The organism is Stutzerimonas degradans, from assembly GCF_024448505.1.
Classification (GTDB): Bacteria; Pseudomonadota; Gammaproteobacteria; order Pseudomonadales; family Pseudomonadaceae; genus Stutzerimonas; species Stutzerimonas degradans.
The window spans coordinates 377,325-394,790 of sequence record NZ_JAMOHV010000003.1 but is presented as its reverse complement, the minus strand read 5'-3'; the positions used below and the strand labels follow the sequence as shown (position 1 = coordinate 394,790).

Here is a 17,466-nt window from a genome sequence, read left to right as displayed (position 1 = left end):
GTTCCCTGGAAACGGGCCGGTAGCGCATGCGGCCGGCCCGGGATACCTCAACGCACCGGTGGTGCGTACTGCAATCCGCCCTTGTTCCACAGGGCATTGAGGCCGCGCTCGATCTTCAGCTCGCTACCGGCGCCAACGTTGCGCTCGAAGATCTCGCCGTAGTTGCCCACCTGCTTGACGATTTGCACCGCCCAGTCCGCCGGCAGTTTGAGGTCCTTGCCGTACTCGCCCTCACCACCGAGCAGGCGCGCCACGTCCGGGTTCTTGGTTTCCTTGGCGGTTTTCTCCACGTTCGCCGAGGTCACGCCCAGCTCTTCAGCATTGAGCATGGCGAACAGCGTCCAGCGCACGATATCGAACCATTCCTCGTCGCCCTGGCGTACGGCCGGGCCGAGCGGCTCCTTGGAGATCACCTCGGGCAGCACGACGTACTGATCCGGCTTGGCCAGCTTGATGCGCTGCGCATAGAGCTGCGACTGGTCGGAGGTCAGCACGTCGCAGCGGCCGGACTCCAGCGATTTGGCGCTTTCGTCGGAGGTGTCGTAGGTGATGGGGGTGTACTTGAGGCCATTGGAGCGGAAGTAGTCGGAGAGATTGAGCTCAGTGGTGGTGCCGGCCTGAATGCAGACGGTGGCACCGTCCAGCTCCTTGGCGCTGCTGACCCCGAGTTCCTTGTTCACCAGAAAGCCCTGGCCGTCGTAATAGGTCACCCCGGTGAAATTCAGCCCCATCGCCGAATCCCGCGAGCTGGTCCAGGTGGTATTGCGTGACAGCATGTCGATCTCGCCGGACTGCAGCGCGGTGAAGCGCTCCTTGGCCGTCAACGGACTGAACTTGACCTTGCCGGCATCGCCGAACACCGCGGCCGCCACCGCGCGGCAGACATCCACGTCGATTCCCTTGTACTGCCCCTTGGCGTCAGCGAAGGAGAACCCCGGCAGTCCGTCGCTGATGCCGCATTGCACGAAGCCCTTCTTCTTCACGGCATCCAGGGTCGCCCCGGCATGCGCCGCCCCGCTGATGGCGAACAGCGTCGCAGCACTCAGCACGGCCAGTGTGGATTTCACCCTCATCATCGAAACCTCCAGTTTGCTTTCTTATTCTCGGGTCGGGGCCGTCTGCCGTCGCGCGAGCGCGTAACGGCAGAGCCAGACCTGAGTCTAGTCGCAGCTGAGTGATCGGCAATGTCGTCGATCTGCCCTGATCTCGCCGCCTGCGTAGCTGCCCGGCACGCTGGCGGCGACGATGCAGGATTGCAAGCGGCGTACCAGCGTCCGCAACGCCAGCCGGCGCGGCGCCACGGGTGCACCCGCGCCGCACAACCGGGTAACCTCGCACGACTTTCACCACGGGCGATCCGCCCGCGCCCCAAGATAGGGCGATGCCCTCCTCAGCCGCCGGAGCCATCCCATGAGCGAACCCCTGATCCTCGAACCAACCCGGCAGGCCGATGCCTGCGTCATCTGGCTGCACGGCCTGGGCGCCGACCGCTATGACTTCCAACCGGTCGCCGAAGCCCTGCAGCAGCGTCTGCTCAGCACCCGCTTCGTGCTGCCACAGGCGCCGACCCGCCCGGTCACCATCAATGGCGGCTGGCAGATGCCCAGCTGGTACGACATCCAGGCGCTGAGCCCGGCACGCGCGATCAATCGCGACGAACTGGAAGAGTCCACCGAGCTGGTCATCCGCCTGATCGAGGCGCAGCGCGACAGCGGTATCGATCCGGCGCGCATCTTCCTCGCCGGCTTCTCCCAGGGCGGTGCGGTCGTGCTGCATACCGCCTACCTGCGTTGGCCGGGCACGCTGGGCGGCGTCATCGCGCTGTCCACCTACGCCCCGACGTTCAGCGAAAACCTCCAGCTCGCCGAAACCGCACGCCACCAGCCGGTGCTCTGCCTGCATGGCAGCCGTGACGACGTGGTGCCGCTGCCGATGGGGCGCGCGGCCTATGAATGCCTGCAGGCCGCGGGCGTCGCGGCGTCCTGGCGGGACTACCCCATGGGCCACGAGGTATTGCCGCAGGAAATCCGCGACATCGGCGAGTGGCTGGCCGAACGCCTGGCCTGAAAATTCGTCCGGCAAAGCGAAGCGGCGCGGCCGACGTTACGGAGCTACGCTTGTCGCAAGGCCGAATGCTTCGGAGTCGTTGCGCGTGACGCACGTCCGCCAGTTCGCGGCGCGTGGGAGGGGGCGCGATGAGTACCGCCAGAGAGTGTCGCCGCGATACGGGCCCGCGGCGATGAAGCTGCTCCAACAACCGGTTGACCTGCTGCAACTGAGCCAGATGCGCCTGATGCAGCACGTCGACATCGGCCATCTGCGCATGCTCGCCGATCGGTTCGAGCTGTGCGAAATGGCAGTCGACGAGGTGCTGCTGTCGCCACGCAGCGTCAACCGCTTCCTTTATCTGCTGCTCGAGGGGCAGCTGACGGTTTATCTCGACACGCTGGACAGCCCCGCACTGCGGCTGATCGAGCCCTGCGAATGCGCCGGCGAAGTCAGCTTTATCGACCGGCTGCCGCCGCCTACCTATGTCGTCGCCAGCCAGCCGAGCCGCCTGCTGCGCCTGCACAGCCGCGACTTCGCCTGCCTGACAACCTCGCCCCGGCTCATGCGCAATCTCGTCGGTCTGCTCTGCGAGCGCGTTCGCCTGAGCGACCGGCTGATCATCGACAGCGAGCACAACGCCAACGTCGACATGCTCACCGGCGTTTTCAACCGGCGCTGGCTGGAGCACATCTTCGAACGCGAGCGCGCACGCTGCGCATTCAGCCAGCTGCCGCTGTGTCTGCTAATGCTCGATGTCGATCACTTCAAGGCCTATAACGACAAATACGGCCACCTGGCCGGCGACCACGCGCTGCTGATGGTCGCCCGCACGCTGGGCGGCCAGCTGCGGCCCAAGGACAGCCTGATCCGCTTCGGCGGCGAGGAGTTCGTCATCCTGCTGCCGGAGCTGGACACGGCCGAGGCCCGGCTGATCGGTGAGCGGCTGTTGCGCAGCATCGAACAGGTGAGCACCTTCGATACCGCCATCGGCGCTCTGCCGGGCGTCACCGTGTCCATTGGGCTGGCGCAGATGCAGGCGGACGACGAGCTGACCAACCTGATCGATCGCGCCGACAAGGCGCTTTACCAGGCCAAGCAACAGGGCCGAAACCGCCTGTGCGTCTGAACGGCAACGCTGTCAACCCGGAAAAGGGCCAATACTTCGCCATGCCTGCTTCTTGCATTACACTGGCGCGCGAATTTCCCATTTGATGAACGAGAAGGCCGTGCTCAAAGCACTCAAGAAAATCTTTGCCAAGGACGAGCCCCAGCCGGCGCCCATAACGCCCGCCGCCAGCAGCTCCGCCGCCGACACTGCCCAGACGCAGCACACCCAGCCCGCGCAGCCGGACACCAAGAAAGCCGAGCGCGCCGCCGACAAGCCACGTCGCCCGCGCCACAGCAAACCGGCCGCTCCGGCCTGGAAGCTCGAAGACTTCGTAGTCGAGCCGGTCGAAGGCAAGACCCGCTTCCATGACTTCAAGCTCGCCCCCGAGCTGATGCACGCCATCCAGGATCTGGGCTTCCCGTACTGCACGCCGATCCAGGCGCAGGTGCTGGGCTTCACGCTCAAGGGTCAGGACGCCATCGGCCGCGCGCAGACCGGCACTGGCAAGACCGCGGCCTTCCTGATTTCCACCATCACCCAGCTGCTGCAGACGCCGCCGCCCAAGGAACGCTACATGGGCGAACCACGCGCGCTGATCATCGCGCCGACCCGCGAGCTGGTGGTGCAGATCGCCAACGACGCGCTGGACCTGGCCAAGTACACCGGCCTGAACGTGATGAGCTTCGTCGGCGGCATGGACTTCGACAAACAGCTCAAGCAGCTCGAATCGCGCTTCTGCGACATCCTGGTTGCCACGCCCGGCCGCCTGCTGGACTTCAACCAGCGCGGCGAGGTGCACCTGGACATGGTCGAGGTGATGGTGCTGGACGAGGCTGATCGCATGCTCGACATGGGCTTTATCCCGCAGGTGCGCCAGATCATCCGGCAGACGCCGATGAAGGGTGAGCGCCAGACCCTGCTGTTCTCCGCGACCTTCACCGAGGACGTGATGAACCTCGCCCGCCAGTGGACGGTGAACCCGGCCATCGTCGAGATCGAGCCGGAAAACGTCGCCAGCGACACCGTCGAACAGCACGTCTATGCGGTGGCCGGCAGCGACAAGTACAAGCTGCTCTACAACCTGATCAGCCAGAACGACTGGACCCGGGTGATGGTCTTCGCCAACCGCAAGGACGAAGTCCGGCGCATCGAAGAACGCCTGACCAAGGACGGCATCAGCGCCGCGCAGATGTCCGGTGACGTACCGCAGCACAAGCGCATCAAGGTTCTGGAAGGCTTCCGTGAAGGCAAGATCCGCGTCCTGGTGGCCACCGACGTCGCCGGCCGCGGTATTCACGTCGACGGTATCAGCCACGTGATCAACTTCACCCTGCCGGAAGATCCGGACGACTACGTGCACCGCATCGGTCGTACCGGCCGTGCCGGCGCCAGCGGCACGTCGATCAGTTTCGCCGGCGAGGATGATGCCTTCGCCCTGCCGCCGATCGAGGAGCTGATCGGGCGCAAGATTCACTGCGAGATGCCGCCGACCGAGCTGCTGGTTCCGGTACCACGCAGCCGTTGAGGCTCACGGAAAAACAACGGGCGAAGCCGCGGCTTCGCCTTTTTTCTGTGCGCTGCGCCGGGCGTGACCCAGGTCAGCCGGCCACCACCGAAACGGAACTACCGTACAAGTACTGACGGCACGTACAAGGAGATTTCATGGATAACCTCGACTGGCTGCTGCTGCTCATCCTCACCGGCTTCGTACTGCTGTGCGCAGGCTTCGCCAACCGCGACCGGCAATGGGGCATCGTGCTGCTCAGCCTGGGCATCATCGTCATGTTCTCCACGGTGTCGTTCAAGCTGTACATCGCGCTCCACTGATCACCCGGCCGCAGCGGCCAGCACCGACGCCGGCGGTGCTCAGCGCTGCCAGCGCTCAGCGGCAGCCTGATCGCTGTGGCGCCCATCGACCCAGCGTTCGCCGTCCGGTGTGTTCTCCTTCTTCCAGAACGGTGCACGGGTCTTCAGGTAATCCATGACGAAACGGCAGGCATCGAACGCCGCCTCGCGATGTGCGCTGGTCACACCGACGAACACGATCGGCTCGCCCGGCTCCAGCGAGCCAACGCGGTGCAGCACGTCGATGCTCAGCAGCGGCCAGCGCTCCTCGGCCTCGGCGACGATCTTGCCCAGCGCCTTCTCGGTCATACCCGGCGCGTGCTCGAGGAACATGCCGGCGACGTCGTGTCCGTCATTGAAATCGCGCACGTAGCCGACGAAGGCGGCGACCGCACCGATGCCCAGATTGGCCGCGTGCAACGCGTTCAGTTCAGCCCCCGGATCGAAGGCCGCCTGCTGTACCCGAACACTCATTTCAACCTCCGGTCACGGTCGGGAAGAACGCCACTTCATCGCCATCGACGAGCGGTTCGTCCAGGCCGCAGAGTTCCTGATTGCGTGCGCACATCAGGTTCTGCTCGCCGAGCACTTCCCAGACGCCGCCGCGGGCCAGCAGGCGCTGGCGCAGGTCATCCAGGCAGGTGAGCGACGGGTCCCAGTCGAAGCGTTCGCCATCGCTGCCCAGCGCCTCGCGGTAACGGGCAAAAAACTGTACGCAAATCATGCCTGCACCTGCCAGTGGCCGCTCTTGCCGCCGCGCTTTTCCAGCAGACGCACACCCTCGATGCACATGCCGCGGTCGACCGCCTTGCACATGTCGTAGATCGTCAGGGCGGCAACACTGGCTGCGGTCAGCGCTTCCATTTCCACCCCGGTCTGCCCGGCCAGCCGGCAGGTGGCGCGGATCAGCACGCTGTCCTCGCCTTCGGCCTGCAGCTCGACCTTCACGCTGGTCAGCAGCAGCGGATGGCACAGCGGAATCAGTTCGTAAGTCTTCTTCGCCGCCTGGATGCCGGCGATGCGCGCCACGGCGAATACGTCGCCCTTGGGATGGCCGCCCTGCTGAATCATCTGCAGCGTCTGCGGCAGCATCCGCACGCGCGCCTCTGCCGTCGCCTCGCGCGCGGTGACGGCCTTTTCGGTCACATCGACCATGCTGGCACGGCCCTGAGAATCGAGATGGGTGAGCATATGACGCTCCTGGCTGGGAAAGTCGCGAGTCTAACCCAGCCAGCCACGCACGGCCCGCTCCCGGAAGGGGTACCACCGACACCCCTTCGCCGCGACCGCGAGCTACATATGCGCCTCGGCGTACTCGGCCAAGATCGAACGCGGCACGCCCTGCAGGGTGATGTGCACGCCGTGGGAGAAGTCCTTGAAGCGCTCCGTCAGGTAGGTGAGGCCGGAACTGGTGGCCGACAGATAGGGCGTGTCGATCTGCGCCAGGTTACCCAGGCAGACCACTTTGGAGCCGTTGCCGGCGCGGGTGATGATGGTCTTCATCTGGTGCGGCGTGAGGTTCTGGCACTCGTCGATGAGGATCAGGCTCTGCTGGAAGCTGCGCCCGCGGATGTAGTTCAGCGATTTGAACTGCAACGGCACCTTCTGCAGGATGTAGTCGATGCTGCCGGGGGTGTTCTCGTCATCCATGTGCAGCGCTTCGAGGTTGTCGGTGATCGCGCCGAGCCAGGGCTCCATCTTCTCCGCCTCGGTACCGGGCAGGAAGCCGATGTCCTCGTCCAGCCCCTGCACGCTGCGGGTCGCGATGATGCGCCGGTAGCGCTTGCTCACCACCGTCTGCTCGATCGCGGCGGCCAGCGCCAGGATGGTCTTGCCCGAACCGGCCGCACCCGACAGGTTGACCAGGTGGATATCCGGATCGAGCAGGGCGAACAGCGCCAGCGCCTGATGAATGTCACGCGGACGCAGGCCCCAGGCCTCCTGATGCAGCAGCGGCTCCTGGTGCATGTCGAGCAGCAGCAGCTCGTCTTCCTTGATGCCCTTGATCCAGCCGACGAAGCCCTGCTCGTCGAGGATGAACTCGTTGATATGCACCGCCGGCAGGTTGTCGATCAGCTGCACGCGATGCCAGGTACGACCGTGCCCCTGATGAGTCTCGACCTTACTCACGCGGTCCCAGAACGAGCCGCTCAGACTGTGATAGCCGCGCGACAGCTGACCCACGTCGTCGACCAGCTGATCGGTGTGGTAATCCTCGGCGGCCACGCCGCAGGCCCGCGCCTTGAGGCGCATGTTGATGTCCTTGGTGACCAGCACCACCGGCACACCAGGCCGCTGTTTGCTGATCGCGACCACCAGGTTGATGATCTTGTTGTCGTTCAGGTCCTCCGGCAGGCCATTCTCCAGCCGCTGGCTCATCAGGATCGACAGGCTGCCGCGCGCCCCGCTCTTGTCCCGCTGAATCGGTACGCCCGCCTCCACCTCGGCGGGCGTGGCATTACCGAGCAGACGGTCGATCAGGCGAATCGCCTGGCGACACTCGGCGGCGACACTGTGCTTGCCAGTTTTGAGTTGATCGAGCTCCTCCAGCACGGTCATCGGTATCGCGACCTGGTGCTCCTGGAAGTTGAGCAAGGCGTTGGGATCGTGGATCAGGACGTTGGTGTCGAGAACATACAGGGTGGGCTGAGTCGCGCGGGATCTGCCGAAGTCATCCATACCGATCACCTTTTCGTTGGGTCAGTCGACGGAGAGCCATAGGCGCTCCGCCGCAGAAAGACCACCGTGCTGGCAGATGAACGGGCTTGGGAGGCGGGGTTCGGGGCCACCCAGGGGCCGCCACCTGTGTCGCAGGGTTCGGCGGTCTGATTCGGTAATAACCCAAAACCGATGACGGGCAAAAGCGTTTTTGTGCGATTTCCGCTTTTATTGCCCGTATCGACGGAACGCCCTTGGCGTGCGGAATACAGCCGACTACAGTCGGGAATCCAGGTGCGCCGATTCGCCGCAGCGGTTTACCTCGGCAGTCACGTGCACCAGCTGCGGCAGGTCCTGCAGGGCACGCTTGTAATCGTCGGCGCTGTAGTTCTGATGCGTGACCACGCTGAGGATGCAGCTGTACTGGGCGCGGCCCACGCGCCACAGATGCAGATCGGTCACCTCGGTATCCGGCACCGCTTCCAGCTGCCTGCGCACGCGGCGCACCAGCGGATCGTCCATTTCCCGATCCAGCAACGCCTTGGCGGTCTCCACCAGCAGACCCTTGGCCCAGACCAGGATCACCAACGCACCGATCACCCCCATCAGCGGGTCCAGCCAGCTCCAGCCGAAGAACTTGCCACCCAGCAGGGCCACGATCGCCGCCACCGAGGTCAGCCCGTCGGTCAGCACATGGATGAATGCGGCGTGACGATTGAGATCGCGCCCGTGCCTGGACGCAGCATGCTCATGCTCATGCTCATGCTCATGCTCATGCTCATGCTCATGCTCATGCTCATGCTCGTGGTCGTGGTGATGACCATGAGCGTGGCCATGATCATGTCCATCGTGCAGCAGCCAGGCGGACGCCAGGTTCACCAGTAGGCCGATCACCGCGACCCAGAGCGCCTCGTCAAAGCGAATGTTCGCAGGCGACCAGAACCGCAGCAGCGACTCGATGATCATCATCAGCGCGATGCCGACCAGAAACAGCGCGCTGGAAAAGCCGGCCAACACCTCGATCTTCCAGGTACCGAAGGTGAAACGCCGATCATCGGCATAACGCCGGGCAAGCATGTAGGCCAGCGCCGCCAGGCCGATCGCCACCATGTGCGAGGACATGTGCCAGCCATCGGCGAGCAGCGCCATCGAGTTGAACCAGTAGCCGGCGGCGATCTCCACCACCATCGTCACGCCGGTAAGCAGCGCCACCGCCCAGGTCTGGCGTTCAGCGCCCTGCTCCAGCGGACGGTAATCATGTGAGCTTTGCCAGTTCGAGTGATCGCACGTACTCATACCGCCTCCTCATCATCGGGCGGGCGTAGCTTGCACCTTGCCCCCCGGACAAGGTCAACCGCCGTCAATGGCCACGATAGCTGGAGCCGAGCTCGCCATCGCGCCTAGAATCGCCGCTGCACACAGGAGAGCAACTACATGCTGATGGTGATTTCCCCAGCCAAGACCCTCGACTACGAGACTCCACCAGTAACCCAGCGCTTCACCCAGCCCGAACACCTCGAGCATTCGCAGCTGCTGATCGAACAGCTGCGCGACTTCTCGCCGGCACAGATCGCCGAGCTGATGCACCTGTCCGACAAACTGGCGGCACTGAATGTCGCCCGCTTCGGCAGCTGGAGCACGCCCTTCACCCGCGAGAACGCCAAGCAGGCCCTGCTCGCCTTCAAGGGCGACGTCTACACCGGACTTGCCGCACAAGACTTTTCCGAAGCCGATTTCGACTTCGCCCAGCAGCACCTGCGCATGCTGTCCGGACTCTATGGCCTGCTGCGACCGCTGGACCTGATGCAGCCCTATCGCCTGGAGATGGGGACGAAACTCGCCAACGCGCGTGGCAAGGACCTCTACGCGTTCTGGGGCGAACGCATCAGCGCATGGCTCAACCAGGCGCTGCAGGCGCAAGGCGATCAGGTGCTGCTCAACCTGGCATCCAACGAGTACTTCTCGGCCGTCAAGCGCAAGGCGCTGCAGGCGCGGGTGGTCGACGTGGATTTCAAGGATCTGAAGAACGGCCAGTACAAGATCATCAGCTTCTACGCCAAGAAGGCCCGCGGGCTGATGGCACGTTACGTCATCAAGGAGCGCATCCAGACGGTCGAGCGGCTGCGCGACTTCGCCTACGAAGGCTATCGCTTCAGTGCGGCCGACTCCTCGGACGATCACCTCGTGTTCCTGCGCGACACGCCTGCCGCCTGATCCGTCACGTGTGGCGCGCCGCGCCGCACGCCTCCCGAGCGCGTCGTAGCCCCGGTACGACGCAGCTCCTCCGCCCCTCTCCTCATGCTCGCCGATCAACGGTTCTCCCCGCGGGAACTATCGAGCGACGCCGAGAATCATAAAGCGCGTACCGACAACTCCAGACTGGAAAGGAACGTCGCACATGAACGTGCTCGGGTTCTCGAACATTGACCATTGCAAGCCGCTCCAGCGGCCGGCGACACGAACGGCAACGGCGCGCGGTGCCGCTCGAATTCAGACGGGCTCCGCTTCAGCGCTGACCCAGCCCGGCAACCGCGCCCGGCCTGCCTCCGTCGTCGCGCGCCAGACAGCCATCACTTGGCTGATCCGCCGCGTCGGACCATCGGCGCCAAGCGCGGGTGACTCGCGCCACGGCCGAACACGTAGCCACTGCCTGCGTTCTGCGCGCCGACCACGCACCTGATCCCGCTCGACCCATCCCATTTTCCCGAGCATGCCCACGGTGTGCTCGCAACAGAACGCTCTAACGATGCAGGAGAGACGACATGATTCCGGTAATTCTTTCAGGCGGTAGCGGTTCGCGACTGTGGCCGCTTTCTCGCAAGCTGTTCCCCAAGCAGTTTCTCGCCCTTACCGGTGAGCAGACGCTGTTTCAGCAAACCGTCGAGCGCCTGGCCTTCGAGGGCATCCAGCAGCCGCTGCTGGTGTGCAACAAGGAGCATCGCTTCATCGTCAAGGAGCAACTGGCCGCACGCAAGCTGGGCGTTCAGGGCATGCTGCTCGAACCCTTCGGGCGCAACACAGCTCCGGCGATCGCCATCGCCGCGATGAAGCTCGTCGAAGAAGGCCGCGACGAGCTGCTGCTGGTGCTGCCGGCCGATCACGTTATCGACGACCAGCGTGCCTTCCAGCGCTCCCTGGCCCTGGCCACCAACGCCGCGGAAAACGGCGAGATGGTGCTGTTCGGCATCCCGGCCACTCGCCCCGAAACCGGCTACGGCTACATCAAGTGCGATCCGAACGACGCCAGCGGGCTGCCGGAAGGCATCAGCCGCGTCAGCCAGTTCGTCGAGAAGCCGGACGAAGCCCGTGCGCAGAGCTATGTCGAATCGGGCGACTACTACTGGAACAGCGGCATGTTCCTGTTCCGCGCCAGCGTGTTCCTGGAGGAACTGAAGAAGCACGACCCGGACATCTACGACACCTGCTGCGTTGCGCTCGAACGCAGCACCCTCAATGGCGACGAGCTGCTGATCGACCCGGCCACCTTCGCCTGCTGCCCCGACAACTCCATCGACTACGCCGTCATGGAGAAGACCAGTCTCGCCTGCGTGGTGCCCATGTCCGCCGGCTGGAGCGATGTCGGCTCCTGGTCGTCGATCTGGGACGTGCACAACAAGGACGCCAACGGCAACGTGCTCAAGGGCGACGTGATCGCCGAAGACACCCGTAACTGCCTCGTTCACGGCAACGGCAAGCTGGTCACCGTGCTGGGACTGGAGGACGTCGTGGTGGTGGAGACCAAGGACGCCATCATGATCGCCCACAAGGACAAGGTGCAGGACGTCAAGAAACTCGTAGCCCGCCTCGATGCACAGGCGCGCCCGGAAACGCAGAACCATTGCGCCGTGTATCGCCCGTGGGGCTGGTACGACTCGGTCGACATGGGCGGACGCTTCCAGGTCAAGCGGATCTGCGTCAACCCGGGCGCCAGCCTGTCGCTGCAGATGCACCACCATCGCGCCGAACACTGGATCGTCGTCTCCGGTACCGCCCAGGTGACCTGCAACGAGAAGACGTTCCTGCTCACGGAAAACCAGTCGACCTATATTCCGGTCACTTCGGTACATCGTCTGGCCAATCCGGGCAAGATTCCGCTGGAGATCATTGAAGTGCAGTCCGGAAGTTATCTGGGCGAAGACGACATCGAACGCCTGGACGATGTTTACGGTCGTACCGAGGGTGTCGAAGCCAAGGTCGCTCGCTGACCGAAGTTTCACGCCGAATAAAACCCGCGCATCTCCGCGGGTTTTATTTTGCTGCAAAGTAAAGTCGCCCAATCTCCACGATCCGGCGCATAATGCGGTCTGCTGAAGCACGGCAAGTCCGCAGCGAACTCATGCGACATGCGTTTTCCGCATTCCAGAGTCCACAGGTTTGCTTCAAATACCTTTTGCCAGTTCTTTGAACTGCTACCCGTTTTTCAAGCCCGAATGCAGGAAGAGATGCCAGACGGCAGAACTTCCCCGGCATTACAGCGCCTGAAAAGATGCACGCGGGCTGCGGCGCCGCCGCATTCGATTGACGGTACGGCAATGTACCGCTTCAGCACCCTACTCATTCGTACACAAACAGACAGGTCCAATTACGTGACAAAAGAACAACTGCGCATCGAACTCGAGCGTCAGGCGCAGCGCTACCAGGATATCTATGGCGGCGAAGTTACAACTTATGCAGCCAAGACCGAGCCGGAGCGCAAACCCTGGCGCAAGAAGGCAACCCTGCAAGATCGGGTTTTCCAGGAAGAACTGCAGAAGATGGAAAAAGAAAAAGCCCGGCAGGAAGCAGACGCGCAAAGCTGATAAGCCCGACGACTTTCAATACACAGCCGGAACCGCGTGCCGGACATCGATAGCCGCTGAGTACCCGCCGCGAGTAATCAGCGGCCACCGTCACTCAGCGCTTGCCACCCAGCAGTGAGCCAAGCAGGCCGCGCACGATCTGCCGGCCGATCTGGCTGGCCGCCTGATTCAAGGCACTCTTGAGTACCCGCCCGGCGAAGTCGCCGACCGCACCGCCTTCGCGGCCGCGCTTGCCAGCGTTTGCCGGCGCAGGCTCGGGTGACGCCTCGGCGGCTTGGCGTGCCCGCGCCGTCAGCATCTCGTAGGCCGATTCGCGATCGACCGGCTGATCGTAACGGCCACGCAACGGCGAGTGCGCGATCAGCTCGGCACGCTCGGCCTCGCTCAGCACGCCCACGCGCGATTGCGGCGGCGCTACCGTGACCCGCTGCACCATCGCCGGCGTGCCCTTGGCCTCCAGACCGCCGACCAGCGCCTCGCCGATACCCAGCTCGGTGAGCACTTCAAGCGCGGAGAATTCCGGATTTTCGCGGAAACCGTCGGCCACCGAGCGCAGTGCCTTCTGCTCCTTCACCGTGAACGCCCGCAGGCCGTGCTGGACGCGCAGGCCGAGTTGGGCCAGCACATCGTCCGGCAGGTCGCCCGGCGACTGGGTGACGAAGTAGACCCCCACGCCCTTGGAGCGGATCAGCCGCACCACCTGCACCAGACGCTCTTGCAGCGCCTTGGGCGTGTCGTTGAACAGCAGGTGCGCTTCGTCGAAGAACAGCGCCAGAAGCGGACGGTCCTGATCGCCGCGTTCGGGCAGCTGCTCGAACAGTTCGGCGAGCAGCCAGAGCAGGAACGTCGCATAAACCTTGGGCGCCTCGTGCACCAGCTGGCTGGCGTCGAGCAGGTGGATGCGCCCGCGACCGTCGCGGTCCGGCTGCAGCAGGTCTTCCAGCTGCAGCGCCGGCTCACCGAACAGCGCCTCGGCGCCCTGTTGTTCGAGCGTCGCCAGGCGCCGCTGCAAAGCCTGCGACGAGGCGCCGGTGAACAGCGCACGTTCCTCACCGAGCACCTCGGGATGGTCGCGCAGGTGCCCGAGCAGCGCCTTGAGGTCCTTGAGATCGAGCAGCAGCAGACCTTCACGATCGGCCACCTTGAACGCCGCGTAGAGCGCCGCCTGCTGGCTGTCGGTCAGCTCCAGCAGGTTGCCCAGCAGCAGCGGCCCCATCTCGCTGAGCGTGGTACGCAGTGGATGGCCACTACGACCCTGCACGTCCCACAGCGTCACCGGATAGGCGCGCGGCTGGTGCCCCAGCCAGGGCATGCTGGCGATGCGCTCGGCGATCTTGCCTGTCGGCGCACCGGCTGCCCCCAGACCGCTCAGGTCGCCCTTGATATCGGCGGCGAACACCGAGACCCCCGCATCACTGAACTGCTCGGCCAGGCGTTGCAACGTCACCGTCTTGCCGGTTCCGGTGGCGCCGGCGATCAGCCCGTGGCGGTTGGCCAGGCGCAGCGGGTGGAGGCTGGGCTGGCCGTGGGCATCGGCGCCCAGTACCAGATGATCGGCGAATGCTTCCATCAAGGGGTTCTCCAAGGCGGGGAAACGCGCGCTCAGTCGAGCGCGTCGTGGTTGCGACCAGCCGGTCGCCAGGTGCCACGCGAGACATCGGCAGGTGCCTGCTCATCTGCGGCGCGCAGGCGCTCCCAGAGTTCGGCAGCGCCGGGAAAGTCGGTGCCCAGTTCGGTGCCCAGCACAGCGGGATCGTAGCGTTGCGTACAGCCACTGCCGATGATCGGCGGCGCCTCGGCCGTGGCGCGTGCGAGCGGGTCGGTCATGGCTGCTCCTCGATCAGTTGAATACCAGCGTCTTGTTGCTGTGGACCAGCACGCGGTCCTGCAAGTGATAGCGCAGGCCGCGCGATAGCACCATCTTCTCCACGTCCTTGCCCAGCCGCACCATGTCCTCGATGCTGTCGCGGTGGCTGACGCGCACCACGTCCTGCTCGATGATCGGGCCGGCGTCCAGCTCCTCGGTCACGTAATGACAGGTCGCACCGATCAGCTTCACGCCACGCAGCGACGCCTGGTGGTACGGCTTGGCACCGACGAAGGACGGCAGGAAGCTGTGGTGGATGTTGATCACGCGCTGGGCGAACTCTTCGCACAGCTCCGACGGCAGAATTTGCATGTAGCGCGCCAGCACGATGACGTCCGCCTCATGCTCGCGCACCAGTCGGGTCACTTCAGCGAATGCCTGTTCCTTGCGGGCCGGATCGACCGGCACATGGAAATAAGGAATGCCGTGCCACTCGACCATGCTGCGCAGATCGTCGTGGTTGGAAATCACGCAGGGGATGTCGCAATCCAGTTCGCCGCTGTGCCAGCGATGGAGCAGATCGGCCAGGCAGTGCGATTCGCGGCTGGCCATCAGCACCACGCGCTTGCGCCGCTCGGAGTCGGTGATGCGCCACTCCATCGAGAACTCGCGGGCAATCGGCGCGAAGGCCTGGCGGAAACCGTCCAGATCGAACGGCAGCGAGTCGGCGCGAATCTCGTGGCGCATGAAGAACCAGCCACTCTGATGATCCGAATGGTGGTTGGCTTCGGTAATCCAGCCGTTATAGGTCGCGAGGAAATTACTGACCTTGGCCACGATGCCGACGCCGTCGGGACAGGCAATAACCAGCCTGAAAGTGCGCATTAGAGATGACTCCGCTCTAAACAAAAGACGTGGCATTCTAGCCCAGCCGCCAACTGGCGCCCATCGGGACAATCGATGGAATATCAGCCGTCAGCCATGCGCCCGGCCGGATCGCTTCGCCGATTGGTAAGCGCATAGTCGTTATAACTAGCGAATCTGCCTCGGCGCGTTAAGGCAATTATCAAAGGTGCTTAGCTTTTCGCCGCACGCCTTGAGTTGTACGCATCCTTTTTATTGGCAGCAACGCGCGCCGCGAAGAATGATTTATATACAAATAAAAAATACATTTTCCACCGGCGGCTATATTTACTTGCAGATTGTGCATGACTATGATTGACGCCACTTGCGTACACCCTATCCCAAGGAAGCCATATGTCTCTCATTAGTGAATACCGCGCCACGGAAGAAGCCATCAAGGAACTTCAAGAGCGGCTGAAATCCCTCTCTGCCGATGACAAGCTGAAGAAGGAACTGGAGTTCGAAGGCAAACTGCGCGAACTCATGGGCGAATACCAGAAGTCGCTGCGCGACATCATCGCCCTGCTCGATCCGGACGCGCGCAGCACCAAGGCTCCGCGCGGTGCAGCCAAGGCGCCGACCGCCAGCAAGCGCGCACGCCGCGTCAAGCAATACAAGAACCCGAATACCGGTGAAGTTATCGAAACCAAAGGCGGCAACCACAAGACTCTGAAAGAGTGGAAAGCCAAGTGGGGCGCCGACACCGTGGAAAGCTGGGCAACTCTGCTCGACTGATTTCTCGGACGAAATAACAGAACGCCGCATCCCTTCACTGGGCTGCGGCGTTTTTGTTTTCCTGCCAAAACAGTTCAGTCGGTTATTGCATAGCGCTCGCGCAGCTGCTGGACATGGCTGCGCCACTGCTCCAGTACTTCGCTCTGCGCCGCAGTTGCCGTGGCCGCGTATTGTCGAAGCCCTTCCTCGAATTGCTGCAGGGTATTCGGCGCACCATACCGCGCCTCGATCAAGCGTTGCCGGCAGAAGCTCGCCCACTGCTCCCGCTCGGCCGCCGACAACGCTTCGGGAAAGTTGCGTGCGCGGTAGCGAAACAGCAGCTCAGCCAGACGCGGATCATCGAATGGCCAGCGGCGCGCGGCGCATTCTGCCGCCGAGAGGCTGCGCACCTGCTCGCATAACCGCCGATCACGGTCACCGAGAAAGCCATCGTAGAGTTGCTGTTCGGGATCGAGGCATTCCTCGAAGGCTTCCTGTTCGTAGATCTGTCCCAGTTTCGGCAACCACGCCTCCCGGGTTTCGCACAGCCAGCGGGCGCGCTGCAGGCACTGCGTCAGATCGAGCTGCAGACGCGCCAGATCGCCTTCGCGCAGCACGCTCAACGGCGCCAGCACCGGGCAACGATTGACGTGCACCAGCTTCAAGGGCACCGGCAGCGCCCCCGCGGCCAGCTCGTCGCGGCGGGTATACAGACGCTCGCGCAGGGTCTGCGCGCTTTCATCGCAGAGCAGCGCCGGCTCGGCCTGCAGGTCGCAGACGATCAGCGCATTGCGGTTGAGCGGATGCCAGGCCAGCGGCAGCACCACGGCCAGATAATGACGCTCGGCCGAAAAACGCCCGGACACATGCACCAGCGGCTTGAGCAGCTCGATCTGGTCCAGCACCGCCTGCTTGCGCCGCAACTGGTACAGATAGTCGTAGAGGCGCGGCTGCCGGTCGCGCAACAACCGCGCCAGCGCGATGGTGGCGCGCACATCGGACAGCGCATCGTGCGCGTGCAGGTGTTCCAGCCCGTTGGCGACCGTCAGGCGGTCGAGCTTGAGGGTCACCCGGCCGTTCTCCTGCGGCCATTCGATGCCCTCCGGACGCAACGCATAGGCGGTGCGCACCAGGTCGATCAGGTCCCAGCGGCTGTTGCCGCCCTGCCACTCACGCGCGTAGGGATCGAAGAAGTTGCGATACAGGCTGTAACGCGTCATCTCGTCGTCGAAGCGCAGGTTGTTGTAACCGGCGCCGCAGGTGCCGGGCAGCGCCAGCTCCTGATGCAGGCGCGTGATGAATTCGGCTTCGCACAGTCCGCGCTCTTGCAAGACGCCCGGCGTGATGCCCGTCACCAGGCAGGCCGCCGGGTGCGGCAGGATGTCGTCGGCGGGGCGGCAATACAGGTTCAGCGGCTCGCCTATCTCCTCCAACGCCTCGTTGGTGCGAATGCCCGCGACCTGCAGCGGCCGGTCGCGGCGCGGCGAGATGCCAGTGGTTTCGTAGTCGTACCAGTAGATGCTCGGGCTCACGCGAAGGTCCTTCTCAGTCATCGGCCGCCAGTCTAACAGTGCCACGCGCGC

At 64.0% G+C, this 17,466-nt stretch carries 18 protein-coding genes; 8 read left to right on the top strand and 10 right to left on the bottom strand.

Annotation, left to right across the window (positions count from 1 at the left end; genetic code table 11):
- Window positions 1-47: 47 nt before the first annotated feature.
- Window positions 48-1,076: an amino acid ABC transporter substrate-binding protein gene (locus tag NAV27_RS07075; RefSeq protein ID WP_037019900.1), complete on the bottom strand. Its 1,029-nt coding sequence runs from the start codon at window positions 1,074-1,076 to the stop codon at window positions 48-50.
- 334 nt (window positions 1,077-1,410) lie between these two features.
- Between NAV27_RS07075 and NAV27_RS07070 the strand changes: the two genes are divergently transcribed.
- The 4 genes from NAV27_RS07070 (at window position 1,411) to NAV27_RS07055 (ending at window position 4,984) form a co-directional block, all read left to right on the top strand.
- Window positions 1,411-2,067, top strand: a complete 657-nt coding sequence (locus NAV27_RS07070) for an alpha/beta hydrolase (protein WP_102827514.1) — start codon at window positions 1,411-1,413, stop codon at window positions 2,065-2,067.
- Window positions 2,068-2,239: 172 nt separating this feature from the next.
- Complete coding sequence (locus NAV27_RS07065; protein WP_102827515.1) at window positions 2,240-3,175, top strand: GGDEF domain-containing protein; 936 nt, start codon at window positions 2,240-2,242, stop codon at window positions 3,173-3,175.
- Between the two features lie 100 nt (window positions 3,176-3,275).
- Window positions 3,276-4,682, top strand: a complete 1,407-nt coding sequence (rhlB, locus tag NAV27_RS07060) for an ATP-dependent RNA helicase RhlB (protein WP_232249062.1) — start codon at window positions 3,276-3,278, stop codon at window positions 4,680-4,682.
- Between the two features lie 137 nt (window positions 4,683-4,819).
- Window positions 4,820-4,984, top strand: coding sequence for a DUF6095 family protein (locus tag NAV27_RS07055; protein WP_009867823.1), 165 nt, complete (start codon window positions 4,820-4,822; stop codon window positions 4,982-4,984).
- 39 nt (window positions 4,985-5,023) lie between these two features.
- Here NAV27_RS07055 and moaE read toward each other — a convergent pair whose 3' ends face one another.
- The 5 genes from moaE to dmeF all read right to left on the bottom strand — a co-directional run bounded on the left by moaE (window position 5,024) and on the right by dmeF (window position 8,956).
- Window positions 5,024-5,476, bottom strand: coding sequence for a molybdopterin synthase catalytic subunit MoaE (gene moaE / locus NAV27_RS07050; protein ID WP_102827517.1), 453 nt, complete (start codon window positions 5,474-5,476; stop codon window positions 5,024-5,026).
- 1 nt (window position 5,477) lies between these two features.
- Window positions 5,478-5,726 carry a MoaD/ThiS family protein gene (locus NAV27_RS07045; RefSeq protein WP_102827518.1) on the bottom strand — a complete coding sequence of 83 codons (249 nt, stop codon included), beginning with the start codon at window positions 5,724-5,726 and terminating at the stop codon, window positions 5,478-5,480.
- A complete protein-coding gene (moaC, locus tag NAV27_RS07040) occupies window positions 5,723-6,193 on the bottom strand; it encodes a cyclic pyranopterin monophosphate synthase MoaC (RefSeq protein ID WP_102827519.1) in 471 nt (156 codons plus the stop codon). Before moaC ends, NAV27_RS07045 begins: the two co-directional genes overlap by 4 nt.
- Before the next feature lie 102 nt (window positions 6,194-6,295).
- Window positions 6,296-7,681 (bottom strand): PhoH family protein, encoded by a 1,386-nt coding sequence (locus tag NAV27_RS07035; RefSeq protein ID WP_009867827.1) that lies wholly within the window; start codon window positions 7,679-7,681, stop codon window positions 6,296-6,298.
- A 255-nt stretch (window positions 7,682-7,936) separates the two neighbouring features.
- On the bottom strand, window positions 7,937-8,956 hold the full coding sequence (gene dmeF, locus NAV27_RS07030; protein ID WP_256055292.1) for a CDF family Co(II)/Ni(II) efflux transporter DmeF: 1,020 nt from the start codon (window positions 8,954-8,956) through the stop codon (window positions 7,937-7,939).
- A 138-nt stretch (window positions 8,957-9,094) separates the two neighbouring features.
- On the opposite strand from dmeF, the gene yaaA reads away from it, so the two are divergent.
- The 3 genes from yaaA (at window position 9,095) to NAV27_RS07015 (ending at window position 12,459) form a co-directional block, all read left to right on the top strand.
- Window positions 9,095-9,874 carry a peroxide stress protein YaaA gene (yaaA, locus tag NAV27_RS07025; RefSeq protein ID WP_102827521.1) on the top strand — a complete coding sequence of 260 codons (780 nt, stop codon included), beginning with the start codon at window positions 9,095-9,097 and terminating at the stop codon, window positions 9,872-9,874.
- 548 nt (window positions 9,875-10,422) lie between these two features.
- Window positions 10,423-11,865: a mannose-1-phosphate guanylyltransferase/mannose-6-phosphate isomerase gene (locus NAV27_RS07020; RefSeq protein ID WP_009867832.1), complete on the top strand. Its 1,443-nt coding sequence runs from the start codon at window positions 10,423-10,425 to the stop codon at window positions 11,863-11,865.
- 381 nt (window positions 11,866-12,246) lie between these two features.
- Entirely contained in the window at window positions 12,247-12,459 is a 213-nt protein-coding gene (locus NAV27_RS07015; RefSeq protein ID WP_009867834.1) for a hypothetical protein, read from the top strand.
- A gap of 94 nt (window positions 12,460-12,553) precedes the next feature.
- On the opposite strand, the gene NAV27_RS07010 is transcribed toward NAV27_RS07015, so the two are convergent.
- The 3 genes from NAV27_RS07010 to purU are packed head-to-tail and all read right to left on the bottom strand — an operon-like array spanning window position 12,554 to window position 15,151.
- A complete protein-coding gene (locus tag NAV27_RS07010) occupies window positions 12,554-14,029 on the bottom strand; it encodes a helicase HerA-like domain-containing protein (RefSeq protein WP_102827522.1) in 1,476 nt (491 codons plus the stop codon).
- Between the two features lie 32 nt (window positions 14,030-14,061).
- Window positions 14,062-14,286: a hypothetical protein gene (locus NAV27_RS07005; RefSeq protein ID WP_102827523.1), complete on the bottom strand. Its 225-nt coding sequence runs from the start codon at window positions 14,284-14,286 to the stop codon at window positions 14,062-14,064.
- 13 nt (window positions 14,287-14,299) lie between these two features.
- The gene (gene purU / locus NAV27_RS07000; RefSeq protein WP_102827524.1) at window positions 14,300-15,151 is read right to left on the bottom strand and encodes a formyltetrahydrofolate deformylase; all 852 of its coding nucleotides are present in this window, start codon (window positions 15,149-15,151) and stop codon (window positions 14,300-14,302) included.
- A 372-nt stretch (window positions 15,152-15,523) separates the two neighbouring features.
- Between purU and mvaT the strand changes: the two genes are divergently transcribed.
- Entirely contained in the window at window positions 15,524-15,904 is a 381-nt protein-coding gene (gene mvaT, locus NAV27_RS06995) for a histone-like nucleoid-structuring protein MvaT (RefSeq protein WP_054093637.1), read from the top strand.
- Between the two features lie 74 nt (window positions 15,905-15,978).
- On the opposite strand, the gene sbcB is transcribed toward mvaT, so the two are convergent.
- A complete protein-coding gene (gene sbcB, locus NAV27_RS06990; RefSeq protein WP_102827525.1) occupies window positions 15,979-17,415 on the bottom strand; it encodes an exodeoxyribonuclease I in 1,437 nt (478 codons plus the stop codon).
- Between the last annotated feature and the right edge of the window lie 51 nt (window positions 17,416-17,466).

Coding starts and splice junctions, on each gene's coding strand:
- NAV27_RS07075 (WP_037019900.1), bottom strand. CDS start 1,076: ATGATGAGGGTGAAATCCACACTGGCCGTGCTGAGTGCTGCGACGCTG.
- NAV27_RS07070 (WP_102827514.1), top strand. CDS start 1,411: ATGAGCGAACCCCTGATCCTCGAACCAACCCGGCAGGCCGATGCCTGC.
- NAV27_RS07065 (WP_102827515.1), top strand. CDS start 2,240: ATGAAGCTGCTCCAACAACCGGTTGACCTGCTGCAACTGAGCCAGATG.
- NAV27_RS07055 (WP_009867823.1), top strand. CDS start 4,820: ATGGATAACCTCGACTGGCTGCTGCTGCTCATCCTCACCGGCTTCGTA.
- moaE (WP_102827517.1), bottom strand. CDS start 5,476: ATGAGTGTTCGGGTACAGCAGGCGGCCTTCGATCCGGGGGCTGAACTG.
- NAV27_RS07045 (WP_102827518.1), bottom strand. CDS start 5,726: ATGATTTGCGTACAGTTTTTTGCCCGTTACCGCGAGGCGCTGGGCAGC.
- moaC (WP_102827519.1), bottom strand. CDS start 6,193: ATGCTCACCCATCTCGATTCTCAGGGCCGTGCCAGCATGGTCGATGTG.
- NAV27_RS07035 (WP_009867827.1), bottom strand. CDS start 7,681: ATGGATGACTTCGGCAGATCCCGCGCGACTCAGCCCACCCTGTATGTT.
- dmeF (WP_256055292.1), bottom strand. CDS start 8,956: ATGAGTACGTGCGATCACTCGAACTGGCAAAGCTCACATGATTACCGT.
- yaaA (WP_102827521.1), top strand. CDS start 9,095: ATGCTGATGGTGATTTCCCCAGCCAAGACCCTCGACTACGAGACTCCA.
- NAV27_RS07020 (WP_009867832.1), top strand. CDS start 10,423: ATGATTCCGGTAATTCTTTCAGGCGGTAGCGGTTCGCGACTGTGGCCG.
- NAV27_RS07010 (WP_102827522.1), bottom strand. CDS start 14,029: ATGGAAGCATTCGCCGATCATCTGGTACTGGGCGCCGATGCCCACGGC.
- NAV27_RS07005 (WP_102827523.1), bottom strand. CDS start 14,286: ATGACCGACCCGCTCGCACGCGCCACGGCCGAGGCGCCGCCGATCATC.
- purU (WP_102827524.1), bottom strand. CDS start 15,151: ATGCGCACTTTCAGGCTGGTTATTGCCTGTCCCGACGGCGTCGGCATC.
- mvaT (WP_054093637.1), top strand. CDS start 15,524: ATGTCTCTCATTAGTGAATACCGCGCCACGGAAGAAGCCATCAAGGAA.